We start from the raw sequence: 25,019 nt of genomic DNA, 5'->3' as shown, positions 1-25,019 counted from the left end.
TATGCAGATAAAAATTTCAGTTTACTAACTGTAATTTAAGTTCGTTCAAACGGCTGCGCAGCGAAGCGTCGATCTGGCGGTCGCCCACTGTCAATACATATCCACCGATCAAAGCATTGTCTACTTTTTCGGCGAGTTCGACCGTTTTTCCGGTTGCCTTGGCAACAATATCGGTGAATTGTTTACGAAGTTCGTCGGTGAGCGGGGTAGGAGTTACCACCGTCGCTTTTTCGATTCCTTTGTGAACATTATAGGCTTTGATGAATTCCACCGCGATTTCATCGAGAATAGATTCCCGGTTCTTTCTGGTGATAATATCGAATATCGCGAATGATACCGGGCTTACGCGCTCTTTAAAAAGGGCATTCAGAATACCCGATTTCTTCTCGTGACGTACCACGGGGCTTTTCAATGCAAGCATCAGGCCGCGGTTCTTGTCTGCTGTATCTTTGAACAGCAACATATCCTGATAAACCGCTTCCAGAACGTTCTGTTCTTTCGCCAGCTCGATCAGCGATTTTGCATATCTGGATGCTACAATACTTACTGACATCGGAATTTTGGATTAAGAATGCTGATTAGTTAAGACGCGCAGACGAAGCCAGGTCGGCGATCAGTTTTTCCTGAGCTCCTTTGTCTTCCAGTTCACGGTGCAATACTTTCTCAGCGATTTCCAATGAAAGCGTAGCAACTTCTTTCCTGATCTTGCTCACAGCCACCGCCTGTTCGTTACGGATGGTTTCGCGAGCGCTTTCGATGATTTTTTGTGCTTCGACAGCCGCTTTGTCTTTCGACTCGGCGATAGTCCTGTCAGATGCATCTTTCGCGTCACGAAGGATCTGGTCGCGGATTGCATTCGCTTCTGCGATCAGTTTTTCGTTGTCCGACTTCAATTGTGCCATTTCAGCACGGGTTTTTTCAGCGAGGTCAAGTGCACCCTGAATTTCGTTTTCGCGGTCTTTCAGACCTTTCAGGATTGGTTTCCAGGCGTACTTGGACAGGATGAACACTACCAGCAAAAATACTACCAGCATCCAGAAAATAAGGCCTGGGTTTGGAGTAAGCAATGACATAGTTAAATGAGTTTTTGAGTGTAAGAACGATCTAAAATCTTCTCTCTTCTTATTAAAATTTCGTGGAAGCCTAATGCTCCCACGAGAATGTTTTTAAGCCGCATCCGGGCCTAGCGCGCCGGGACGACATTCCCCTTTCGGGAAGCTCTGTTAAAGCTTGAAAGAGATAAGCAGACAGATTACCGCTGCGAAAAGCGCTACCGCTTCGATAAGAGCCGCGATGATCAACATAGCAGTTTGGATTGCACCAGCAGCTTCTGGTTGACGGGCGATACCTTCAACAGCGCTACCACCGATTTTACCAATACCAAGACCTGCACCGATAGCAGCAAGACCTGCGCCGATTGCAGCACCGAAAACTGCAAGACCTGCACCACCTTGTTCAGCAGCTTGAAGCAAAATTTGAGCGAACATAATTGTTGTTGTTTTAAAATATAATTAATAAAAAAGAGATTCGAATCAGTGTCCGTGGTCGGCGTGGCTATGTTCTTCGATAGCGCTTCCGATGTACATGGACGATAGTAGTGTGAAGATGAATGCCTGGATGAATGCGACCATGATCTCGATGAAGTTCAGGAACAATGCGAACAGGGAGATTACCGGGGCGATCACGAAGCTTTGGAAAATAAAGATCAGACCGAAAAGGCTCAGAAGGATGATGTGGCCTGCCGTAATGTTGGCGAACAACCGGACCATCAAAGAGAATGGCTTCATGAACACACCTACGATCTCAACCGGGATCATGATGATCAACAGCGGAGCTGGTACGCCTGTCGGCGCCAAAAGGTGTTTGTAGTAGTTGCCATTTGCATTCAGGTGAACCACGATGAATGTCAATACCGCGAGGGTTAACGTAACGGCGATGTTACCGGTAAGGTTAGCCGAGCCCGGCAGCAAGCCCATGACGTTGTTGATCAAAATAAAGAAGAACAACGTGAGCAGGTAAGGCAGGTATTTTTCGTATTTCGGTCCCACATTGGGTTTCACTACTTCATCGCGGATGAAGAGGATGATCACTTCCATCGCAGATGCGAAACCTTTCGGTGCTTTGCCTTTGCTGTTTTTGTAGAAGCTGGCAACGCCTGTGAAAACGAGGATCAGGATCACTGCGCTGATGAGCATGGAAGCTACATTCTTGGTGATCGAGAAATCGTAGATTTTACGAGCTTCGTCAACCGGTACGATTTGCTCCGATTCACCATGTACCAGGTGGTATCCTTTGTATTCGTGGTGCTCGTTGTGAAAGTTAGAAGACAAGAAAGCCTCGATACCGCGGTCTTCCGAATAAAGGATCACCGGGAGGGGAAGCGAAACACCGTGCGAGAATTCCCATTCGTGGGAGTCGGCAATGTGGTGCATGATCATTTCTCCGATATTGAACTTCGCTTCGTGCTCTTCAAGCTTATGTTCAATTTTATGCTCTTCCTCGTTCACCGCCTGGGCGACCTTTCCGGCATCGTGCTGGGTAGGTTCGTCGGCGCGGGCCGGTAGGTTAAAAACGCATGTTGCCGCTATAAGGGCGATAGTAAAAAACCGTCTCAGATGGGTATACATAAATGCTTGAAATACTATGCTTTGTCAATCGCGGCGCAAGTTACGATACAAACCATATATTTCAAAGCATGTATAAAATAAATAGAGTGCAAAAAAGTCGATAACGAATAGGAATGAATCAGTTAGCCCTTTGTATAAAAACAGGCCGATGAAGATGATGCTCAGAATGATCCGTGCAACGATGCTTGAAATGTAAAATGTGACAAATTTCTCACGCTTGTTCCGCATTCCGAACTCCATCAGCCGGTGTACCAGAAATGCGAGCCCGAAAAAGAAGATGAGAATATACCATATATAGGGATGGAGAAAAGAATCCGCGTGGAATCTTTGAGCAAGGAAAAATACAATTCCCAGTAAAATAGTAGCGATCAGGGTACGTAGCATACGCGTGCGTCGGCGGGAGCAATTATCGTTTGGTAAAACTTCTTATTAAAAGGTACAGCGAGGCTGCAATGGAAGCGAGAGATAGCACGAGCGTCCATACCGGGACTTTGTTCTGCTGCCATTCGTCGATCTTGTAACCGCCCCAGGTGAACACCAGAATGGTACCCAGCATTTGCATGGCCATCCCCGAGTATTTCAGGAAGCGTGTCGACTGGCCTTTGTCCGATGGCTTTTTAGGGTCTTCCATAATCGGCAGCTTCCATTTGGGTTAAAAACGCGGTTGAAGGATAATGGTAGAATATCGGGGTAAAATTGCTTCAAATTTTGCAAATGGCATTATCTTCGATACGTAATTATTGAAAATGCCGTTTTAGGTTTGCTAACCTGACCGAACAGAAACACCCCATAAAGTCAATTTCGTGATCGACCGCTTTACCTCCCATATCCGACGCACATTACCGCTACTTGTCATGCTCATCGTCGTGGCTGCGTGTTCGCAGTACAGCTCACGCCCCGGCGCCGTTACATTTCACAACGTAGCAGCGCGGTATAATGCCTATTTCATGGCCGAGCAGGATATGTTGGAAGCGGAGTTTGAAATGCAAAAGGCTTACAAGGAGAATTACAACCAGCTGCTTCCCATATTGTTGCCGATGGACTCCGTTCGCGCGCAGGCGGTGAAGCCTAAGTTGCAGGACGCGATCAAAAAGGCGTCTATCGTGGCGGAAAAGCATCAGAACAGCAAGTGGATCGACAATAGTTATATCCTTTTGGGTAAATCCAGGCTGTACCTCGGTCAGTGGGCCGATGGCCTCGAAGCGTTACGTTACGTATATGCCAACGGGCGTGACGATAACGACAAAAACAATGCGCTCATCCTGCTCATGCGGGCGTACATCGAGCATAAGGACTATTCCAATGCATTGGGCGTAGCAGAATACCTCAGTCAACAGCCGCTCAGCAAAACCTCGCAACGCGATTTTTATCTGACCAAAGCATATTTGCACCAGCAAAACGGCGAATACCTGACTTCCGTGGCGATCCTGGAAGAGACATTCCCGCTTTTGAAGAAATCCACTGAAACGGCCCGCATTCATTTCGCGGCGGCACAGATGTACGACCGCCTCGGTCAGTATGCATTGGCCAACAGGCATTATAAAAGTGTCAACAAGAATAAGCCCAACTACGACCTTGGATTTTATTCCAACATGAATTCCCTGCAAAACCAGGTGGTACTGAACCCGGAGCGCGACCTTACGAATGTGGGTTTCGACAAAATGTTGAAAGATCGTAAAAACGACGACCTGAAAGACCATGTGTATTTCACGATGGGCTTGCTCGCGGAACACAAAAAACAGATTCCGGAAGCGGTGAGTTACCTGCAAAAAGCCGCCGCGGCGTCCAAAGGCAATATGCAGCAAAAGGCCTATACTTACCTCCAACTGGCGCGGATCGAATATGAGTCACTTGAAAATTTCGAAATGTCGAAAGCCTATTACGACAGCGCGTTGGCTATTCTGCCGCAGGAGGCCCCCGAATATCGCCTCGTATCCGACAGAAAACGCGCACTCGACAATTTTGTGACGCAATACACCATCGTTTCGGCGGAAGACAGCCTGCAACGACTGGCCAAAATGAACCCGGCCGCATTGGATAACAAGATCGACGCGATTATCGAAGCCAAAGAGAAAAAGCGACTGGAAGAGGAAGAGAAAGCCAGAAAAGCGCAAATTGCCGCACAAAATGCAAGTATGCAGCAAGGTGGGGGAAATCCGCTGGCCACCGGCGGAGAACGTCGCTTCGAACTGTTCGATCCTGCATTGGTTAGTAAAGGTAAAATCGACTTTAAAAGAGCTTGGGGTAACCGCCCGCTGGAAGACGACTGGCGCCGTAGCAGCCGCCCGTTGCGCTCGCTCGCGGGGAACAACGCTGCGGGAGGCACCGATAGCACCGCCGTGGCACAGACAACACAGGAAAATACCGGTTTGAAAAAAGGTACGCCCGAGTGGGACCAGATCCACGCGGAGCTAAAAAAGGATGTGCCATTATCGGATACGGCATTTGCGGCATCACAAAAGAAGAAGGAAGACGCGCTCTACAACCTGGGCAAGATCTATCGTTTCGATCTCAAAGAATCCAATCGGGCCATTGCGGCGTTTGAACGTGTGCTCTCGGAATATCCCAAAACACAATACAAGGACGAGATTTATTACCTGCTTTTCCTGAGTAATGAAGAAAACACGGCTCAGAAGGAATCCTGGAAGTCGAAGCTGCTAAGTGAATACCCGACGTCCACGTATGCCAGACTGGTTAATAAAACGACGGATACCGGCGGTACATCCGGTAATGCGACGAAGGAATATGAAGCGATGTACAAGCTCTATGCCGACGGCAATTACACCAAAGCGCTGGAAGATATCGAGAAAAACCTGCCATCCTACAAAGGCAGTTCCATGGAGGATAAGTTCGCATTGTTACGCGTATTTCTGATCGGCAAAGTGCGGGGCAAAGAAGCCTATGGTCAGGCCATTACGGAGTTCATGCGGCTGTATCCTACCAGCACTTACCTGCCCCGTCTGAAAGAAATGCAGGAATTCAATTCCCTGTCGATGGGCAAAAGATAATAGGCTGAAATTGTATATTTGCCTTTTCCAGTAACCTATCACCCCACATCTATGCTTGAATTGCAACCCGGAAAGTATCGGCGTACCATTGTCCGTCTCTGGCGGTTTGTTGGCTTGGGACTGGGTCTGATCATATTCTATATTGTTGCCGTCAGTTTTAACTTTTTGTGGTTGTTCGGCGCCATGCCGGACCTGAAAACGCTCGAAAACCCGAAGAGCGAGCTAGCCTCGGAGCTTATTAGCGAGGACGGTAAATCGCTGGGTAAATACTTTTTCGAGAACCGCACGCCCATCGACATCGCGCAAATTTCCCCTAACCTCATCGACGCGCTCGTCGCGACGGAAGATGCCCGTTTTGTCAACCACTCGGGTATTGATCCGCGAAGCCTTGCCCGGGTATTTAAAGGAGTTGTTTCAGGAAGTTCCAGCTCCGGGGGCGGTAGTACGCTCACGCAGCAGGTGGCCAAAAACCTTTTCAATACCCGTTCGGAAGAATATGAAGGGCTGCTCGGCAAAATCCCGGTGGTGCGCATTGTGATTGCCAAAACCAAGGAATGGGTGCTCGCTGTCGTGCTGGAAAGGAAGTATACCAAGCAGGAGATCATGCAGATGTACCTGAACACGGTTTCGTTTGGTAATAATACATATGGTATCAAAGTCGCTGCCAAAACGTATTTCGACAAAGAGCCCTGGGACCTGAATGTTACCGAAGCTGCATTGCTGGTCGGTATGCTGCAAAACCCGACACTGTTCAATCCGTTGCGTTTCCCAACCAATGCATTGAACCGGAGAAATACCGTTCTCGCGCAGATGTATAAATATGATTACATCCGCGAGGACGATTTTAACAAATACAAAGACAAATCGCTCGGCCTCAACTTCACCGTCGACAGCCATAATACCGGCCTGGCGCCCTATTTCCGCGAATCCATGCGGGGGTATCTCAAAAGTTGGGTAAAGCTCTACAACGAAGAGCACGACACCGATCTCGACCTGTACACCAGCGGCCTGCGCATTTACACCACCATCGATTCGCGCATGCAGCGTTACCAGGAGACGGCATTGACCGAGCACATGAAAGCGCAGCAAAAGCTATTCGACGAGCACTGGAAAGGCCGTAACCCGTGGACTTTCGATAATGGTAAGGAGATTCCCGGATTCATTACCACCGCCGCGAAGCGCTCTCCGCATTTCATTTCTCTTAAACGGGATCTCGGCGAGGAGGCAGCGTGGAAAATCATGAAGAAACCTTACAAAATGAAGGTCTTCACCTGGAATGGCGAAAAGGAAGTAACTATGAGCCCATTGGACTCTATCGCCTATTACAAACGGTTCTTGCGCGCGGGTATGATGTCCATGGACCCGCGTAACGGGCACGTGAAGGCTTGGGTAGGAGGTATTAATTTTAAATATTTCAAATACGACCACGTCAAGCAGGGATCGCGGCAGCCGGGTTCTACTTTCAAGCCGTTTGTGTATGTTTCCGCATTGGACAAAAATTTCCTGACGCCCTGCGACCATGTGACCGACCAGCCCATTTTCTTCGGGCTTTCCGATGGCGTGCCGGGTGGATGGTCTCCGAAAAACTCCAATAATAAATATTCCTACCAATCGCTGTCGCTGCGGCAGGCATTGGGTAAATCGGTGAACACCGTGAGCGCTTACCTGATGAAAATGGTACGGCCGAAAGCGGTGGTGGAATACGCGCATAAGCTCGGTATCACCTCCAAATTGCAGGAAGTACCTTCACTTTGTCTGGGTATCAGTGATGTGTCGGTATATGAAATGGTAGGAGCCTACTGCGCATTTGCGAATGGCGGGCACAGGACGGAGCCGATGACGATCCTGCGCATTGAAGACCGCTATGGTAATGTATTGCAGGAGTTTTTCCAGAAGCAGAACCAGGAAATCAGCGCGAATATGGCTTATAACATGCTGTATCTGATGCGCGGGGCTGTCGAAGATCCGGGAGGTACTGCCGGCCGTCTGCGGCAATATGGCGTGACCGAAGGCAATGAGATTGCCGCGAAAACCGGTACTACTTCAAACTACTCTGACGGTTGGTTCATGGGCATGACCCAAAACCTCGTGTCGGGTATCTGGGTAGGCGGTGAAGACCGCGCCATTCACTTCCGTACCATAGCCTACGGGCAGGGCGGCCGCATTGCGATGCCGGCCTGGGGATTGTTTATGCAAAAAGTATATGCCGATCCAACGCTGGTACAATACCGTAAAATACCATTTACCAAACCTGAAAACTACGTCCGCGAATGCGGCGGCGTAGCAACCGACAGTACCGATACCTACATCCCGCCGTCACGTTCCGACGACGAGGGTGTTTTATTCTGATCCCATTTAAAACTCCTGTCCGTGAATATTCTCGTTGCCCCTGACAAGTTTCGCGGTTCGCTGGAAGCTGTGGAAGTATGCGATGCCGTTACCGATGGTATTAAAAAGGCATATCCCAACGCCAAAGTGACGGCGATCCCGCTGGCTGACGGCGGCGAGGGAACTTCGAAGATATTGACGCAGCAAGCCAACGGTTCCGAAGTGACGGTAACTGTAATGGACCCACTTAATCGCCCTGTGAAAGCTATTTACGGTCTTTCGGAAGACCATCAGGTGGCATTCATTGAAATGGCAGCGGCCTCGGGACTGGGACTTTTGAAAACGGAGGAGCGTAACCCGCTTCGCACGAGTACATTCGGTACGGGACAGCTGATCGTCGATGCATTGGACCGGGGTGTGAAAAAGATCATTCTGGGTATTGGCGGAAGCGCTACTACCGACGGCGGCATTGGCATGGCGGAGGCGCTCGGCTACGCATTTAAGGATTCGGAAGGGCATACGCTTCTCCCCAATGGGCAATCGCTTGAAAAAATCGCGTCGATCGACAAGCATAATGCCGATCCCCGGCTCGCATTGGTATCGGTAATAGTGGCCTGTGATGTGACGAACCCGTTATTTGGTAAGGAAGGTGCCGCGTATGTTTACGGTCCACAAAAAGGGGCGGATCCTGACATGGTCGTCCAGCTCGACCAGGGTTTGGAAAACCTCACGCAGGTGGCCACGCGTGCATTCGGGCGTGACGTGAGCCAGGTACCGGGCGCGGGCGCTGCGGGAGGCCTCGGAGCGGGCTGTATGTGGTTCCTGAATGCGGTACTGAAAGATGGCATCAGCATTGTGATGGAACAATGCAACATCAGCTCACTGGTTGAAAAGGCCGATTTGGTTATCACGGGCGAAGGTAAGGTGGACGAACAGACATTGGCCGGTAAAGTGGTGAAAGGACTCGCCGGACTTTGCAAAAACCACCACGTGCCGCTGGCCGTTGTGTGCGGCACCTTGCAGATCACGCCCGGGCAGGCCAGAGATGCAGGCATGACTTACGCCGTGTCGGTACTCAACCGCCCGATGGACCTGAATGCCGCCCAAAGTGAGGCTTTCCGGCTCGTGAGCGACGCAACTTTTCAATTGATGCGGTTGTTTTTCTTCAACAGGGGCGTAGTGTAGTCCTAAATTTCAATCAATGTCTGAATTCAATTATAAAGAAGAACTCGCCAAAATTCCTCTCGATCCCGGTGTGTACCGGTATTTCGATGAAACCGGTGAGGTAATATATGTAGGGAAAGCAAAAAGCCTGCGCAACCGGGTTTCGAGCTATTTTTTAAAGAATAATCAGCACGACCGTAAGACCAGACGGCTCGTGAGCCAGATCCGCCGGATCGAATTTACCATTGTTTTGAGCGAATGGGATGCATTGCTGCTGGAAAACCAACTCATCAAACAGTTGCAGCCCAAGTTCAATATCCTGCTCAAAGACGATAAGACCTACCCGTTCATTTGTGTTACCGACGAACCGTTCCCGCGTGTGTTCCCTACGCGGAATATGGACCGCACCAAAGGTACTTTTTACGGCCCGTTCGCCAATTTGCGCTCCATGCATACTTTGCTGGACATGTTCAAGGCATTGTATCAGATCCGCTCGTGCCAGCTGCCGCTGACGAAATCGAATATCGAAGCTAAAAAATTCAAAGTTTGCCTTGAATACCACATTGGCAACTGCAAAGGCCCGTGCGAAGGCTTGCAGGGAGAGGGCGAATACGATGCAGAAATCGAGCAGGTACATAATATATTGAAGGGCAACTTGACGTCGCCACAGCAGTATTTCAAGGAGAAAATGCTCGAAGCTGCCGAGCAAATGGCATTCGAGAGAGCCCATTCCTGGAAAACGAAGATCGAGCATTTGTCGAACTTCCAGAGTAAGGCTACCGTCATCAACCCACGCATTGGTAATATCGATGTGCTGACGATCGTGTCCGACGAGGAGGCTGCTTACCTGAATTTTATGAAAATAAAGGAAGGGTATATGGTGGCGACGCAGACATTGGAGGTCAAGAAAAAGCTCGACGAAAGCGATATGGAAATCCTCGCGATGATGATCGTGGAAATGCGCACTACGTACGGCTCGGAGGCAAAAGAACTCATTTCGAATCTGAAACCGGACCTGGATATGCGGCTGGAAGTGACGGTTCCGCAAATCGGCGACAAGAAGAAGCTGCTGGATATGTCCATGAAAAATGTGATGTATTTCAGAAGGGAAAGGACCGAACGCCGCGAAGTGGAAGCATCCGCCACAACTTCTAAAAAGGATCGCGTACTGATCCGTCTTAAAGCCGATTTACAGATCAAAACACTGCCAAGACATATTGAATGCTTCGATAACTCCAACATCCAGGGTACCAATCCGGTGGCGTCGATGGTTTGCTTCAAGGATGGAAAGCCGTCGAAAAAAGATTATCGCCATTTTAATATCAAAACTGTCATAGGCCCGAACGACTTCGCGTCCATGAACGAGATCGTTTCGCGCCGGTACCTGCGCCTGATAGCGGAAGAGCAGCCATTGCCTGATCTGATTGTCGTCGACGGCGGTAAGGGGCAGTTGGGCGCAGCCTGCGATGCATTGAAAAGCCTCGGCATTTACGGACAGGTACCAATTATCGGTATTGCCAAAAGGCTGGAAGAAATCTATTTCCCGGAAGATCCGCTGCCATTATACATCGACAAGCGCTCAGAATCCCTGAAACTGATCCAGCAAATCCGCGACGAGGCGCACCGTTTCGCGATCACGTTCCACCGCGACAAGCGCAGCAAGGCCAGTCTGGTGAGCGAGCTGGAAGGTGTGGTGGGTGTCGGGAAAGTGACGGCTACGAAGCTTTTGAAGCATTTTGGCTCCGTGCGCGCAATTCGCGAGAGCTCTGTCGAAACGCTGACGGACCTTATCGGCCTCGACCGGGCGAAGAAGGTCCGTGCCTATTTCGATACAATGGCCGGCGATTAAAGTCCGATGTATTTCCCCACGATGTAACCGGTCGTCCAGGCATTCTGGAAGTTGAAACCGCCTGTAATGCCGTCGACGTCCATCACTTCCCCTGCGAAGAAAAGTCCGGGCAGGGAGCTGCTTTGCAATGTGTCAGGGTCGATATCGGCCAATGCAATGCCGCCGCAGGTCACGAATTCTTCTTTAAAAGTGGTTTTACCGTTCACTTCGTACTGGCTATTGGTAAGCAGTTCGGTCATCCGGTTAAGGACTTTATGACTTGCATCTCCCCAGCGCAATGTGTCGGGAATTTCCGCCTTTTCGGTAAATGCCTTCCAAAGCCGCGAGGGTAATCCGAACCGGGCGTGCGAAGCGATCTGCTGTTTGCCTGTATTGGTTTTTTCGGCTAAAAGAAAATCCCGCACTTCCTGTTCTTTCATTTCAGGTAGCCAGTTAATACGGCACGTAAAATGGTAATCCTGTTCAGCCAGGTCACGCGCGCCCCAGGCGGAGAGTTTCAGCACCGCCGGCCCGCTGAAACCCCAATGGGTGATCAGCAATGGCCCGCGCCATTCATGTTTGGTACCTGCTATTTTGACCAAAGCATCTTTCACAGAAACACCGGCCAGTGGTAGCAGATAGTTGTCGGGCGTATTGAATGTAAACAGGGATGGTAGCGGCGGTACAATCCCGTGCCGGTGTTCTTCCAACCAGTCAAAACTTTCCGCTCTGGGATAGCCACCGGTTGCGATCAATAGGCGATCGGTTAGAATGGGTTCGCCATTGACGATCTTCAAATGAAATACATCGTCGGTTTTTTCAAAAGAATCTACATGAATACCAGTCCTGATCTCGATCCCGAGGTTTCTGGCAGTTTTAACCAGGCATTCGGTAATGGTATGGGATGAATCCGAGACCGGAAACATGCGGCCGTCGGCTTCGGTTTTGAGTTGAACCCCTCTTTTTTCAAACCAGGCAACCGTAGAATCGGCATCGAAATGCGGCAGGAGCTTGCGGAGGAGCTTTTCGCCTCTCGGATAATTCTTGATAAAATGCCGTAACTCGTGGGGCCGGTGCGTAACGTTGCACCTTCCGCCGCCGGAAATGCGGACCTTGTTGAGCACCGTCCTGCTCTTTTCGAGAATGGTAATATGTGCGTCCGGAAACGTCTCCGCAGCTGTTATCGCCGCCATAAAACCCGAAGCGCCGCCGCCCACAATTGTAATCGTCATAATGCCTGATTTGTCCTACAAAAATGACATGCAACTTTTAAAAACTGCAATTTCTTTTTCTATCTTTCAAAATAGCTTCAAAAATTTCAACAAAAACCATTTAAAACTATACATGCAAAAAGTACTTGTGATTGGATTGGGAAAAGTAGGCTCGCTCGTCGCGACTTTGCTGAGCAAACGTTTCCAGGTAACGGGGGTCGATAAGGCCCAGCCGACTGTGCAACTGCCCTTCAATGTAGTAGCCGGCGATGTGAACGACGGTGCATTCCTGGACAAAGTACTGGCCGGTTTCGATGCCGTAGTGTCCTGTATGCCTTATAACCTCAACCTGCCCATTGCGCAACGCGCGCACAAGGCCGGTATCCATTATTTCGACCTCACCGAAGATGTGCCTACCACAGCCGCCATCCGGGAAATGGCCAAAGACAGCAGGAGCGTACTCGCACCCCAATGCGGGCTGGCGCCAGGCTTTATCGGCATTGTGGGTATGGATTTGGCCAAACGTTTCACCAAAATCCGTGACATCGAGCTTCGTGTAGGCGCATTGCCGCGCTACCCGAACGGGCAGATGGGCTACTCGTTCACATGGTCTCCCGCGGGTGTAGTGAACGAATACCTGAACGACGCGGAGGTGATCCACAACGGCGTTCGTAAAATGGTACCCTCGCTCGAAGGCATTGAAATGATCAATATCGAAGGCCAGGAATTCGAAGCATTCAGCACTTCCGGGGGGCTTGCGACCATGTGCGAAACGCTGGAAGGAAAGGTGGATACATTGAATTATAAGACCATCCGCTACCCGGGCCATTGTAACCTGATGCGCTTCGTGCTCTATGAGCTTTGCCTGAAAGACAAGCGTGCATTGGTAGAGGAAATCCTGACGGAGGCCAAACCGCCCGTGCAGCAGGACGTCGTGTACGTGTATGCCGTCGTGGAAGGCTGGAAAGGCAGTCACCTCGAACGGGAGGAATTTTATCAGGCTTACCATCCGATTCAGATCGACGGGCAGCATTGGCGTGCTATTTCGTGGACAACGGCCGCTTCCATTGCGTCGGTGGTGGAAATGGTAGCCGATGGCGTACTGCCCGGAAGCGGGTTTGTCCGGCAGGAGGATATTGCGCTGGATGATTTTTTCAAGACGATGAATGGGCAGTTTTTTAAGAATATTGGCTAGGAAAGTATGAAAGGTATCGATGTAATTCTTGAAAAGCTGGGCATCGCAGGTGTCAATCACGGTGTAACAACCGGGCAATCGGGATGGGAAGGCGGCGGGGTATTGCTGGAATCGTTTTCACCGGTAGATGGCCTGAAAATTGGATCTGTAACGCAATGCGCCCGGGCAGATTATGACCGCGCCGTGGAAACCGCTTCACTCGCCTTCAAAACATGGCGAAGCATACCCGCGCCGAAACGCGGCGAAATTGTGCGGCAAATGGGCGTGAAACTGCGGGAGTCTAAGCAGGAACTGGGTACGCTTGTCAGTTATGAAATGGGTAAAAGTTTGCAGGAAGGGCTGGGGGAGGTCCAGGAAATGATCGACATCTGCGACTTCGCCGTGGGGCTTTCGCGGCAATTGTACGGCCTTACCATGCATAGCGAGCGCCCGCAGCACCGCATGTATGAGCAATGGCACCCGCTGGGCGTGGTAGGTATTATCAGCGCATTCAATTTTCCGGTGGCGGTATGGTCGTGGAATTCGATGATCGCGTGGGTATGCGGGAATGTGTGCGTATGGAAGCCTTCGGAAAAAACGCCTTTGACGGCTATCGCCTGCCAGCATATTATAAAGGATGTTTTAAAAGATAATCATGTGCCGGAGGGCGTTTCATGCATAGTTTCCGGCGGGCGTGACGTGGGCGAATGGCTCGCGAATGACCCGCGGGTCGCATTGGTATCGGCTACCGGCAGCATTCCGATGGGCCGCTCGGTGGGAGAGGCCGTTGCGCGCAGATTAGGTAAAAGCTTGCTCGAACTGGGCGGAAACAATGCAATCATCGTAACCCCGACGGCCGATTTGAAAGTGGCTATCCCGGCGATTGTTTTCGGGGCGGTAGGAACGGCGGGGCAGCGGTGCACCTCGACGCGCCGTTTGATTGTTCATGAATCCATATTTGAGGATGTAAAAAGCCGTTTGAAAAAAGCATACAGCCAGTTGAAAATTGGTAACCCACTGGACCCGGCCATTCATGTAGGGCCTTTGATCGACAAACAGGCCGTAGCGCAGTACCTGAATGCCGCAGAACAGATCAGGCAGGCCGGAGGTACATTTGTAGTGGAACCCGGTGTGCCGGAGGGCGATGCGTCCGTGTCCGGCTGCTACGTTTCGCCTTGCATTGCGGAGGTAGAGAACCATTGGGGCATCGTGCAGCACGAAACATTCGCGCCCATACTTTACCTGATCCGCTACCGCGACGCCGATGAGGCGATTGCTTTGCAAAACGATGTGCCGCAAGGGCTTTCGTCGGCCATTTTCACCAACGACCTGCGCGATGCGGAGCGGTTTCTGTCCTGTACAGGCTCCGATTGCGGCATTGCCAATGTGAATATAGGTACCTCCGGTGCGGAGATCGGCGGCGCATTTGGTGGCGAAAAGGAAACAGGCGGCGGGCGCGAATCGGGTTCGGACGCGTGGAAGGCCTATATGCGACGCCAAACTAATACGATCAATTACGGCACGGCATTGCCGTTGGCGCAGGGAATAAAGTTTGAGATTGAGTAATTAAAATTTCTAACTTTGTACAAATCGGTTGCACATTATATTTTCAGTTTTAGATTTTCAGAATGAAATACAAGCTTACATCAGAACAGATTTCGTCCAAAGTTGCAGGAGAAACAGTAATTCTCAACCACAGCAAAGGCGCATATTACGGGCTGGATGAAGTAGGTGTTCTGGTCTGGGACGCATTGGAGAAAGGGCCGCAAACGATCGAATCGTTGTGTGAAGTGGTAACCAGTGAATATGACGTCGATCCCGATACTTGTAAAACCGATATCGACGGGTTGTTGAAGGATTTGATTTCCGAGAGACTGGTTGAAATAATCAAATAGATTTTGGGCAAAATCGGTAAGCTGATAGGGAAATGGCGGCGCTTGTCCGGTCCGGAAAAATGGATTTTCCTGCGGGCCGCATGGTGCCTGCTGTGGATCAAAGCCGGGCTGATATTGCTTCCGTTTTCGCTGTTCAGAAAGTGGTACCACCGGCTTAGTCGGCCGGGCCGTGTCCAGGAGGCCGTGCCGGAAACAATGGAGCGAACAGTTTGGGCGGTAGATACGGCGGCCAACTTGCTCCCGTTTGAACTTTTGTGCCTGCCCCGCGCCCTCGCAACCAAGTACCTGTTGCGTAATACACCGGCTTTGACCCTCGAAATAGGTATTGAGATCAATCCCGCCAAGCAATTCGAGGCGCATGCCTGGGTGGAGCAAAACGGGAATATCATTATCGGGCGCTGGCCCGACACCGTTTCCTACAAACGCCTCTGGGTTTGGGAATGATTTAATTTTACACACATGCATCATTACACAGCCTTCGGGCTTTCTATTCATTCAGAAATTTCCCTGCCCGAACTGGCCGAAGGCGACCCGCATTTCACAGCCGATGTTTACATCCGACAAGGAGCTATAAATCTCCCCGCAATGCGCCCGACGACCATTTACCGTCGCGGGATTCAGGCATTTTTCGGGCAGGACGAGCATGCGCTGTATCTGGATTGGGCCGGCGTGGCGTCTTTCCGGGCTACCGCCGGTAGTGAGTTGCTGGTTTCTCCCGCGACATCGGACGGCAATATTATCAGCCTGTTTACCGTCAGTGAGGCATTAGGCCTCCTTTTATTTCAAAGAGGACATTTTCTGCTTCATGCCAGCTCGGTGGCCGTAGGCGACGAGGCCTGGTGCTTCATGGGCGTGCCCGGGGCCGGAAAATCGACGACGGCGGCGGCATTTATCAAGGCGGGTTGCAGGTTACTAAGCGACGATCTCACCGCCATCACCTTCAACGAACCCGGGAATCCGGTGATTATTCCGGCGTATCCTCAGCTCAAAATCTGGGAAAATACCGTTACCGGTCTGCATTATAACAAATCAGAACTTGAACCGGTCAGCGAGGGCGTAAACAAGTTTTCTTACCAACCCCGGGAGCAGTTTTCGGCACGGGCAGTTCCATTAAAAAAGGTGTTTTTTCTGCATAAAGCGAGGAACAAACCGGCAATTCAACCCATGAATGTGGCCGAAGTACCAGGCGAAATGCTGCGCAATTTTCCATTGGCGACCGAGCTTATGACTGGTGATAATCTTAAAAGACACTTTTTCCAAAGTCTTCAATGTGCCAGGTCGGCTGAACTGTTCCGAAAAAGGCGGCCGGAGGGGTTTGATAATTTGGAAAAATGGGTGGCGACGAGCGTTCGTGAGCAATTAATCGCGGAACAGGATGTAGTGAAGGACAGTGTTTGATAAAGAGATCAGAGACCAATGGCTAAAACAACTTCCGCGGAACTTTTACTGATTCTGGACGCATGTCTCGGTTCACAGGACGACCGCGATATCGGGCCGGTCGATGTCGACGAACTTTATAAGTTAGCCGAATACCACCAGGTCCGCCCGCAATTGCTTTCCTACCTGAACGAGAGGGGAATAATGCCCGAATTTCAGGCTATGCTTCGTAAAGATTGCCAGCAAATTGCATTCGAGAATATGATAGCGGCGCGGGAACTGGCAGATATTTCAAATCTCCTGAAATCCCATGGCATCGACACATACGCATACAAAGGAAGCCTTTGGGCGGACTGGCTTTACGGAAACATTAGCCAGAGAGAGTTTGGAGATATCGATATTCTGATTCCGGAAGGCTCGTTTTCAAAAGCATATGAGCTGCTAACGGCCGAACGGGGCTACGTGGCGGATGAATACCGGCGTTACCTGCTTGGTAACCCGAAAACCCGTGAGAGTTTTTTCAGGACAGATTATCATATTCCTATGATGAGCCCTCCTGATAAGCCGATGCAGTGGGTTCTTGAAGCGCACTGGCGCATTGCTTATCCCCGCCTCCTGTTTGAGTTTCCTTCCCGTGAATGGGAAAAGTATAAGGAAGATTTTACCTTTCTGGGGTCCAGCATTCATGCATTTCAGCGGGAATATCAGGTATTAATGCTGTTGGTGCATCATGGCGGAAAGGAAGAGTGGAGCAAACTGAAATATGTGGCGGATTTTGCCGCATATATGCGAAAGTTTGGGAGCGTCACCGACTGGGATAAGGTGACAGAAATCGCAAAGCAAAAAGGCATATTTACATTGCTTGCCCAAAGTACCGGGTTACTTCGTGCATTGGGCATGGAATGGAAAAAAGAGTGGCCTCTGTTCGAGACCAACTCTCTTTCCGGCTCTTATCTCCAGAATTGGGAAGTAAGAAAAAAAGATCCTTCCAACTCCACCTGGCCGTATTTCAAGCATGGACTGTCGATACACGACGGTATCAAGCACCGGACCCGCCTGGTTGTGAGCCACTTCCAATACTTTACTGAATTTCAGCTGATATGGAGTAAGTTCAGGTACAAGCGGCGGTTGGCTAAATCAAGGACACAAGAATAGTGCCGTCAATGCTGTGGCCGGGCGCGAGGATATTTAAGCCCTCGCCGGTATTGAACGCGTCCACATTGGCCGTCAACGCCTCGATAGCGACGCAATCGCGCGCAGGCGGCGTATATATGACGAGGTAGTTGAACTTCCCTTCCCCGGTTTCCTGCTCGATGCGCAGGGTAACATTCTGATTTTTCGAAATAAGTTCTGTAACCGCGGTTCCGCCGGCGTTCTCTACAATAAACGCATTATCGAATTCCTTCCGGTGCAGCAATGCAGGCATCGCCATATCGAACGGCTCGGTGCCGATCGGGATCAGATTTTCATTGAAGGTAACCAGGCGTTTGGACGGGATATTGATCTTCCAGGCCTCCACATCTTCGTTACCAAGCATCCAGTAGGGATGCCAGCCAAACATGGCAGGGCAAGGTGATTGCCCATTGTTTTTAGCCTCATATTTCAGTTCGAAACGGCCATCCGAATGCAAGGTGTAGCGAACCGAGAAATGCACCTGGAATGGATAACCTTCCGCATTGTCGATGGTATAGGACAGTTGAATGGACGCATTATCCTCGTGAATGACCTGTTCGTCGAGATGGAAATGGTTTTTGCGCACCAGCCCGTGAATGGCGTTCTGTCCGCCGTCCTCGTTTTTACGCAGCTGATATTCTTTGCCCAGAAATTTGTATTTACCTTCCGGAATACGGCTCGCGAACGGGAACAGCAGTTCGCTGGCACTTTTCGTATCAGCTACCAATGCAGAAGGGGTAGGAGGTGTTTTCAGGACGGAAAAGAGCGTCAGGCCCTTGCGCAGGGAAAGCTGCCGGACAATGCCGCCCAGCTCCGGGATCACTACGCAGCGGTTTTCAGTAGTTGTTTCATGTATCACATATTCGGTAAGGTCGCCGAACTGCTGTTTGAAGATTTCAAAAGGCATATGCTTTGATGGTTTAGGGTCAAACGATTTACTATATGCTGTAAAAATAATAGCCGGACAGGTTGAATTGTCCGGCTATCAGATTTTTATTCGTTCAAAAGTGCCTATTCTGTATCGGCGCTTTTTTCGGCTTCCGCCATCTCTTCTTCTTTGCGTTCTTTTTCGAGCGTCTGTTTCACCACCTCTTCGTGGATGGCAGCTTCTTCGTTTGAACGACGGTTGATATAAGCCTGGTAGCTCGTTTCCTTCTCGTAAGGACGTTTACCGATCAGCTTTTCGAGGTCGGCCTGGAAGAGGATTTCTTTTTCAAGAAGCTCTTTTGCCAGTACTTCCAATGCATCACGTTTTTCAACCAGGAGGCCTTTTACGAATTGATACGCCTGATCAACCAGTTTCCTTACTTCTTCGTCAATCGCTTGGGAAGTCGATTCCGAGTAAGGTTTGGTGAATGCGTAATCGGTCTGTTTCGAATCGTAGAATGAAATGTTACCGATGCGTTCGTTCATACCGTACATGGTTACCATACTGTATGCCACTTTGGTTACCCTTTCGAGGTCGCTCAACGCGCCGGTAGAGATCTTGCCGAACACTACATCTTCCGCAGCACGGCCGCCCAATGTCATACACATTTCATCGAACAGCTGCTCGGTACGGTACAGATACTGCTCACGCGGGAGATATTGTGCGTAACCCAATGCCGCCACACCACGCGGTACGATCGACACTTTCACCAAAGGATCGGCGTGTTCGAGGAACCAGCCTGCCACCGCGTGACCTGCTTCGTGGTAAGCTACGATCTGCTTTTCTTCCGGTGAAATCAGTTTGTTTTTCTTTTCCAAACCACCAATCACGCGGTCCATTGCATCCTGGAAATCCTGCATCGTTACTTCCTCACGGTTGCGACGGGCGGCGATCAATGCTGCTTCGTTACAAACGTTCGCGATTTCAGCACCGGCAAAGCCAGGAGTCTGGGACGAAAGTTTCTGAATATTAACGTCGGTAGCCAGTTTCAATGGCTTCAAATGCACTTTGAAAATCGCCTCACGACCAATTACGTCAGGCTTATCAACGGAAATCTGGCGGTCGAAACGTCCCGGACGGAGCAATGCAGGGTCGAGAACGTCAGGGCGGTTGGTAGCTGCTACGATGATGATACCGGAGTCGGTTGCGAAACCATCCATTTCCACGAGCAGGGAGTTCAATGTGTTTTCACGTTCGTCGTTGGAACCAGGCATTGCGCCACGGCCACGTGAACGGCCCACGGCGTCGATCTCATCGATAAAGATAATACAAGGTGCTTTTTCTTTCGCTTGCTTAAACAAGTCACGCACACGCGCCGCGCCCACACCCACGAACATTTCCACGAAATCGGAACCTGAAAGGGAGAAGAACGGTACGCCTGCTTCACCTGCCACCGCTTTCGCGAGCAAGGTCTTACCCGTTCCCGGAGGGCCTACGAGCAATGCCCCTTTGGGGATTTTGGCACCCAGTTTCTTGAATTTGTCAGGGCTTTGGAGGTATTCTACGATCTCTTTGATCTCTTCTTTCGCTTCGTCGAGACCGGCTACGTCGTTGAATGTAATTTTAACCTTATTCTCCGCATCGAAAAGCGTCGCACGGGAGCGGCCGATATTGAAGATCTGGCCACCCGGACCTACACCGCCCGACATCCTGCCGAGGATGAAGTACATCACCAGGATCATCACAATGAAAAAGCCCCAGGTTCCGAGGAAACTGGTCCAGTCGTTGCGGGTATCTACTACAAAAGGTACCTTATCGTCGTCGGGAACACCTTCCTGCATTTTATCGAAATCCTTCTTGAAGGTCTCCGCAGATGTTACCTGAAATTGGTAATGAGAAGCACTTTCTCCGCCGAAATAGTTATTTTCCTTTGCAACAACCCTGTATTTGTCGAGTTTGAGCGCTTCGGGTTTGAGCGTAACTTCCACCGATTTGTCATTCACAATGGTTACGCGCTCCACTTCCTTATCGGCCATCATCTTCTCAAAACGCTTCTGAGTGGTTTCGCGGATTGTCGATGTGCGGTTAAGGTACGTGATTCCGAGTATAGTAGCGATCAGAGCGGCTATTATCCAACCTTGATATCCCTTCTGAGGACTTTTAGGGTTGAGTGGCCCCCTTTTGTTATCGTTTTCAGACATTCGTTCGTTTTAATTAAGAGGAAATATAATAAACAACAATCCCGGCGGAGCTAATGTTCGCCCGCGGGCCTTCATACCATGGAGTCTTCCAGGTATGTTACCTCTGCATCTCCCCAAAGTTCTTCCAGATCGTAGTGTTTGCGGCGTTCTTTGTTGAAAATATGTGCGACCACGTCGACATAGTCAATCAAAATCCATTCCCCATTCGCCTTTCCTTCTTTTTGCCAGGGCTCTGTTTTGGATATTTTGTACACTTCGTCTTCAATCGAGTTGGCCAACGCATCTATTTGCGTGTCGGAATTTCCCGAGCAAATCACGAAAAAGTCGGTTATTGAATTTTTTACTTTTCTGAGGTCTAATATGGCAATGTCCAAACCCTTCTTTTCTGTCATGCCCTTCACCACTAGTTCGGTGAGATCTTTTGAGGATAGTTCTTTATTTTTGCGTTCTTTCATGCGTGATTGTTTCCTTTTCTAAAACCCTAAAGTAAAACAAAAAAATTGTACAACTCTACACAGGACACGCTAATAATTGGTAAAAAAGTAATATATCTGCCAACTTGTCATTCCACGAACGACATAGCGGCTGAAATAGTACATGCGGGGCTCTTTGAGGAAGGAACGGTTGTCATTACCGATAATCAGGTAAAAGGAAGAGGCCAGCGCGGAACGGCCTGGAATGCCAATGCGGGTGAAAATCTGACATTTTCGGTCGTGCTGACGCCAGGTTTTCTACCCATTCAGGAGCAATTTCTGATCAGTCAGGTGACCGCCCTCGCTACACGCGCATACCTGGGCAGCTACGTGCCCGATACAAAAGTGAAATGGCCGAACGATATTTATATGAACAATCGTAAAGCCGTAGGGGTGCTGATCGAGAATTCGTTGCAGGGAAGCCGTTACGCAACTTCGATCGTCGGTATTGGTGTGAATATCAATCAGTCGGTATTCCAAAATAACCACGCTACCTCGCTTGGACGTGAAACAGGGCGCACATTCTCACTGGCGGAAGAGTTTCACAAACTGCTGAAATTTCTGGATGTGTATTATATCAGGCTGCGCTCCGGTGCGCAGAATGACGCAATTCGCAGTGAGTATCTCAGTTATTTGTATGGGTATCAGCAGGATGTGAAATTTTTGCACAAAGGAAATATAACAAACGGCTCGGTGACCCATGTGACGAAGCTTGGAAAATTGCGTGTCAAACTGGCTACCGAGCCGGAAGAATTGGAATTCGGCCTGAAAGAAATTGAATGGGTCAAAGAATAATCAACCCCATTTGCCGAGCACGGCCATTACTATCGCGCAAATGCCCAATCCGAGCGACTCGCGCGCCAACTCGATATTAAGGCTGCGCATAGCAGTTTCTCCGAAGAAAATGCCTTCAAATTCAGGAGGCCATTGCAAGATAGCTCCCACCAGATAGCCTGCGGCCAGCACATAAAACACCCACGGCGGCCAAAGCTCCCGGATGCTCATGAAGCAACCCAGGGCAGCGAAGCTGTAAATGGCAATCCAAACGCCCGAATCGGGGTCGTTCAGTTGCAGGTAGGCGAAGATCACGAAAAGTATCCCGAAAAATATCTTTAAAAGTTTCATGATAAAGCGGGTTAAGAAATACAATAATGAAAGATTATGTTAAAAAGCTGTTACCACGCAGTTGTTAACCGTCGGTGATACCCTTTTAACACATCTTTTACTGACAAAATTGCGCTAATGCGTTAGCTGCATCGCTATATCCCAGGTTCAGAGCCTGTTTGAGGCTGGTGCATCCGAGGTCTTTTTCACCGTCATTGTATTGCGCGAGCCCAAGCCCGTAAAATGCTTTTCCATATTGCCCGTCGAGTTTCACCGTTTGACGGAATGCCAATGTTGCTTTTTTGAAATCCTGGGCCCGGTAATAGGTGTTGCCGAGATTGTACCAGGCTTGCTTGTTGTTAGCATCCAACTGGGTGGCTTTTTCGAAGTCCTTGATGGCGTCGGGCGTCTTGTCCATCAGCACGAGCAACTGGCCGCGGTTCAGGAAGACATCCGCGGTATCGGGTGCAAGCTCGGCTGACTTGTTATAGTCGGCAAATGCGGAATCCAGCTTGTTTTCGTCCGTATAAAGCAATGCGCGGTTGAAATAGGGGCGGTAAGAGGCAGGTTGGAGTTTGATCGCCTGGGCAAAATCCAATAGTGCATTGTCGTTCTCTTTCAGCTCGTAGTACGCTACGCCGCGGAGGTTGAATGCGTCTGCACTGGAGGTATTTTTTTCGATCGCTTTGTTGATGAATTCAATGGCTTCGCGGGTCTTGCCCTGTTGCATGAGCTCTTTACCTTTTTGAAGGAATGCGTCGGAAGATTGGGAGCAGGAGTAAAGAAAAATCAGAAAAAATAAAAAAAATAATCGAGGCATACTGGTTCATTTCTAGTTGATTCGCACAAAAGTAAGGCGAAACGTTACACGAATGTTTTCTTTTTGTGAATAAAATGTCCTTATCTTTGCACCCGGCAAATCGGAACTACCAGCTCCTTTCGAATCCCCCAGGTCCTGACGGAAGCAAGGGTAGATGGTCGATGCGGTGAGATTCTCGGTTTGCCTTTTTTTATTTCTCTCCCCCTTGCATTCCCCCTTTCTTTCTTTTTGCTTTTGTTCAGGGTTTCCTACTTTTGTGGAATATTCTAACCAATAAATTTTCAATATGAAATTTTTCATTGATACTGCGAACCTGAATGAAATTCGGGAAGCGCAGGCGCTTGGTGTATTAGACGGTGTTACCACCAACCCATCTTTGATGGCGAAAGAAGGAATTACGGGTAAGGATAATATAATGCGTCACTACAAAGCTATCTGCGACATCGTGGATGGTGATGTAAGTGCGGAAGTAATCTCGGTTGATTTGGAAGGAATGATTCGTGAAGGCGAAGAGCTGGTAGAGATCGACGAGAAAATCGTGGTGAAAATCCCGATGATCAAAGAAGGTATCAAAGCCCTTAAATATTTCTCGAGCAAAGGTGTCCGCACCAACTGTACGCTGATCTTCTCACCAGGACAAGCGCTGGTAGCTGCGAAAGCGGGTGCTACTTACGTTTCTCCGTTCGTAGGTCGCCTTGACGATATCTCAACCGACGGTATCGCATTGATCGAGCAGATCCTGACTATTTACAGAAACTACGGTTTCGATACGCAGGTATTGGCGGCGTCGGTTCGTCACCCAATGCACATTATCCAATGCGCAGAAGTTGGTGCCGACGTAATGACCGGCCCATTGAGCGCGATCGAAGCATTGCTGAAACACCCGTTGACCGATATCGGTTTGGAGAAATTCCTTTCTGACTACAAAAAAGGAAATTCTTAATCAGTTTGTCACATTGAGCGAAGTCGAAGTGCAAATGCGATGTCGCAGCTCCTTCGACTTCGCTCAGGATGACAATACTACCCACACTATCCACATTCGAGCGTTTTCTGCTCAACCCAATCATTATTTTTAGCACAATTATGACCACCGATTCGACGGAGCCAATAATCAGACTGGAAAGGGCAGATATTTATCAGGGTGAGAGGCCCGTCTTGAACGACGTTCATTTTGAGATCAATAAAGGAGAATTCGTTTACCTTATCGGTCGTACCGGTAGTGGTAAGAGCTCGCTTTTGAAAACACTATACGCCGATTTATGGCTGCATACCGGTTCTGCCAAAGTGGCCGGTTACGAGCTGCACAATATTAAAAGGGCCGATATCCCGTTCCTTCGCCGCAGAATAGGCATTGTTTTCCAGGACTTTCAGTTGCTATCCGACCGTTCCGTGGAAGACAACCTCGCGTTCGTGTTACGGGCGACGGGCTGGGAAAACCAGGGGAAAATCTCCAAACGCATTGCCGAGGTACTCATGCAGGTAGGCCTGGGTACCGCCCAGAAAAGAATGCCGCACCAGCTTTCCGGTGGCGAGCAGCAGCGCGTGGTAATAGCCCGCGCAATGCTCAACGAACCACAAATCCTGATTGCCGATGAGCCTACCGGTAACCTCGACCCGGAAGTAGGCGACCAGATTATGCAGGTTTTCCGTACTATTAATAATGCAGGAACCGCGATATTAATGGCCACCCACAACCACGACTTCCTGAAACGCTTCCCTGCCCGCGTGATCAAATGCGAGAATGGTGGGATTACGGTAAGCGAGTAAC

24 protein-coding genes are annotated in these 25,019 nt (G+C 49.7%); 13 read left to right on the top strand and 11 right to left on the bottom strand.

Annotated elements, in window-relative coordinates; translation table 11 throughout:
* Window positions 1-16: 16 nt before the first annotated feature.
* The 5 genes from atpH to BMW93_RS02255 all read right to left on the bottom strand — a co-directional run bounded on the left by atpH (window position 17) and on the right by BMW93_RS02255 (window position 3,258).
* Entirely contained in the window at window positions 17-553 is a 537-nt protein-coding gene (atpH, locus tag BMW93_RS02280) for an ATP synthase F1 subunit delta (protein WP_090373556.1), read from the bottom strand.
* Between the two features lie 25 nt (window positions 554-578).
* The gene (atpF, locus tag BMW93_RS02275) at window positions 579-1,073 is read right to left on the bottom strand and encodes a F0F1 ATP synthase subunit B (protein WP_229240145.1); all 495 of its coding nucleotides are present in this window, start codon (window positions 1,071-1,073) and stop codon (window positions 579-581) included.
* Between the two features lie 150 nt (window positions 1,074-1,223).
* Window positions 1,224-1,487 carry an ATP synthase F0 subunit C gene (gene atpE / locus BMW93_RS02270; RefSeq protein ID WP_090150806.1) on the bottom strand — a complete coding sequence of 88 codons (264 nt, stop codon included), beginning with the start codon at window positions 1,485-1,487 and terminating at the stop codon, window positions 1,224-1,226.
* A gap of 45 nt (window positions 1,488-1,532) precedes the next feature.
* A complete protein-coding gene (atpB, locus tag BMW93_RS02265) occupies window positions 1,533-2,627 on the bottom strand; it encodes a F0F1 ATP synthase subunit A (RefSeq protein ID WP_090373555.1) in 1,095 nt (364 codons plus the stop codon).
* 406 nt (window positions 2,628-3,033) lie between these two features.
* The gene (locus BMW93_RS02255; RefSeq protein WP_090373553.1) at window positions 3,034-3,258 is read right to left on the bottom strand and encodes an AtpZ/AtpI family protein; all 225 of its coding nucleotides are present in this window, start codon (window positions 3,256-3,258) and stop codon (window positions 3,034-3,036) included.
* A gap of 172 nt (window positions 3,259-3,430) precedes the next feature.
* Here BMW93_RS02255 and BMW93_RS02250 point away from each other — a divergent pair, with 172 nt between their 5' ends.
* Genes BMW93_RS02250 through uvrC form a run of 4 tightly spaced genes read left to right on the top strand, consistent with a single transcriptional unit; the run spans window position 3,431 to window position 10,976 of the window.
* Window positions 3,431-5,635 carry a tetratricopeptide repeat protein gene (locus BMW93_RS02250; RefSeq protein WP_090373552.1) on the top strand — a complete coding sequence of 735 codons (2,205 nt, stop codon included), beginning with the start codon at window positions 3,431-3,433 and terminating at the stop codon, window positions 5,633-5,635.
* Between the two features lie 51 nt (window positions 5,636-5,686).
* Entirely contained in the window at window positions 5,687-7,984 is a 2,298-nt protein-coding gene (locus BMW93_RS02245) for a transglycosylase domain-containing protein (protein ID WP_090373551.1), read from the top strand.
* Between the two features lie 21 nt (window positions 7,985-8,005).
* Complete coding sequence (locus BMW93_RS02240) at window positions 8,006-9,148, top strand: glycerate kinase (protein ID WP_090373550.1); 1,143 nt, start codon at window positions 8,006-8,008, stop codon at window positions 9,146-9,148.
* Between the two features lie 16 nt (window positions 9,149-9,164).
* Window positions 9,165-10,976, top strand: a complete 1,812-nt coding sequence (gene uvrC / locus BMW93_RS02235) for an excinuclease ABC subunit UvrC (protein ID WP_090373549.1) — start codon at window positions 9,165-9,167, stop codon at window positions 10,974-10,976.
* Here uvrC and BMW93_RS02230 read toward each other — a convergent pair.
* Window positions 10,973-12,187, bottom strand: coding sequence for an NAD(P)/FAD-dependent oxidoreductase (locus tag BMW93_RS02230; protein WP_090373548.1), 1,215 nt, complete (start codon window positions 12,185-12,187; stop codon window positions 10,973-10,975). The two genes, uvrC and BMW93_RS02230, sit on opposite strands and share 4 nt — an antisense overlap.
* Window positions 12,188-12,299: 112 nt before the next feature.
* On the opposite strand from BMW93_RS02230, the gene BMW93_RS02225 reads away from it, so the two are divergent.
* The 6 genes from BMW93_RS02225 to BMW93_RS02200 all read left to right on the top strand — a co-directional run bounded on the left by BMW93_RS02225 (window position 12,300) and on the right by BMW93_RS02200 (window position 17,767).
* Window positions 12,300-13,361 (top strand): saccharopine dehydrogenase family protein, encoded by a 1,062-nt coding sequence (locus BMW93_RS02225; RefSeq protein WP_090373867.1) that lies wholly within the window; start codon window positions 12,300-12,302, stop codon window positions 13,359-13,361.
* A gap of 6 nt (window positions 13,362-13,367) precedes the next feature.
* Window positions 13,368-14,906 carry an aldehyde dehydrogenase family protein gene (locus tag BMW93_RS02220; protein ID WP_090373547.1) on the top strand — a complete coding sequence of 513 codons (1,539 nt, stop codon included), beginning with the start codon at window positions 13,368-13,370 and terminating at the stop codon, window positions 14,904-14,906.
* A 62-nt stretch (window positions 14,907-14,968) separates the two neighbouring features.
* Window positions 14,969-15,235: a PqqD family protein gene (locus tag BMW93_RS02215; RefSeq protein ID WP_090373546.1), complete on the top strand. Its 267-nt coding sequence runs from the start codon at window positions 14,969-14,971 to the stop codon at window positions 15,233-15,235.
* 3 nt (window positions 15,236-15,238) lie between these two features.
* On the top strand, window positions 15,239-15,679 hold the full coding sequence (locus BMW93_RS02210) for a lasso peptide biosynthesis B2 protein (RefSeq protein ID WP_090373545.1): 441 nt from the start codon (window positions 15,239-15,241) through the stop codon (window positions 15,677-15,679).
* Window positions 15,680-15,694: 15 nt separating this feature from the next.
* Window positions 15,695-16,633 carry a serine kinase gene (locus BMW93_RS02205; RefSeq protein WP_090373544.1) on the top strand — a complete coding sequence of 313 codons (939 nt, stop codon included), beginning with the start codon at window positions 15,695-15,697 and terminating at the stop codon, window positions 16,631-16,633.
* A gap of 18 nt (window positions 16,634-16,651) precedes the next feature.
* Window positions 16,652-17,767, top strand: a complete 1,116-nt coding sequence (locus BMW93_RS02200) for a nucleotidyltransferase family protein (protein WP_090373543.1) — start codon at window positions 16,652-16,654, stop codon at window positions 17,765-17,767.
* On the opposite strand, the gene BMW93_RS02195 is transcribed toward BMW93_RS02200, so the two are convergent.
* The 3 genes from BMW93_RS02195 to rsfS form a co-directional block, all read right to left on the bottom strand.
* On the bottom strand, window positions 17,745-18,692 hold the full coding sequence (locus tag BMW93_RS02195; RefSeq protein ID WP_090373542.1) for an aldose 1-epimerase: 948 nt from the start codon (window positions 18,690-18,692) through the stop codon (window positions 17,745-17,747). The genes BMW93_RS02200 and BMW93_RS02195 overlap by 23 nt on opposite strands.
* A 104-nt stretch (window positions 18,693-18,796) precedes the next feature.
* Window positions 18,797-20,854: an ATP-dependent zinc metalloprotease FtsH gene (gene ftsH, locus BMW93_RS02190; RefSeq protein WP_090373541.1), complete on the bottom strand. Its 2,058-nt coding sequence runs from the start codon at window positions 20,852-20,854 to the stop codon at window positions 18,797-18,799.
* Between the two features lie 71 nt (window positions 20,855-20,925).
* Window positions 20,926-21,309, bottom strand: a complete 384-nt coding sequence (rsfS, locus tag BMW93_RS02185; protein WP_090373540.1) for a ribosome silencing factor — start codon at window positions 21,307-21,309, stop codon at window positions 20,926-20,928.
* 45 nt (window positions 21,310-21,354) lie between these two features.
* On the opposite strand from rsfS, the gene BMW93_RS02180 reads away from it, so the two are divergent.
* Window positions 21,355-22,122, top strand: a complete 768-nt coding sequence (locus BMW93_RS02180) for a biotin--[acetyl-CoA-carboxylase] ligase (RefSeq protein ID WP_090373539.1) — start codon at window positions 21,355-21,357, stop codon at window positions 22,120-22,122.
* On the opposite strand, the gene BMW93_RS02175 is transcribed toward BMW93_RS02180, so the two are convergent.
* Window positions 22,123-22,452, bottom strand: a complete 330-nt coding sequence (locus BMW93_RS02175) for a transmembrane 220 family protein (RefSeq protein ID WP_090373538.1) — start codon at window positions 22,450-22,452, stop codon at window positions 22,123-22,125. It abuts the gene before it with no gap.
* Between the two features lie 97 nt (window positions 22,453-22,549).
* Window positions 22,550-23,251 (bottom strand): tetratricopeptide repeat protein, encoded by a 702-nt coding sequence (locus BMW93_RS02170; protein ID WP_090373537.1) that lies wholly within the window; start codon window positions 23,249-23,251, stop codon window positions 22,550-22,552.
* A gap of 286 nt (window positions 23,252-23,537) precedes the next feature.
* Here BMW93_RS02170 and fsa point away from each other — a divergent pair, with 286 nt between their 5' ends.
* Window positions 23,538-24,194 (top strand): fructose-6-phosphate aldolase, encoded by a 657-nt coding sequence (gene fsa / locus BMW93_RS02160; protein ID WP_090373535.1) that lies wholly within the window; start codon window positions 23,538-23,540, stop codon window positions 24,192-24,194.
* Between the two features lie 140 nt (window positions 24,195-24,334).
* Window positions 24,335-25,018, top strand: coding sequence for a cell division ATP-binding protein FtsE (locus BMW93_RS02155; protein ID WP_090373534.1), 684 nt, complete (start codon window positions 24,335-24,337; stop codon window positions 25,016-25,018).
* Window position 25,019 lies beyond the last annotated feature (1 nt).

Origin of the sequence: Dyadobacter sp. SG02 (genome assembly GCF_900109045.1) — a bacterium.
In the GTDB taxonomy this organism is placed as follows: Bacteria; Bacteroidota; Bacteroidia; order Cytophagales; family Spirosomataceae; genus Dyadobacter.
The sequence above is the reverse complement of the archived record's forward strand: the minus strand, read 5'-3'. Positions and strand labels throughout refer to the sequence as shown.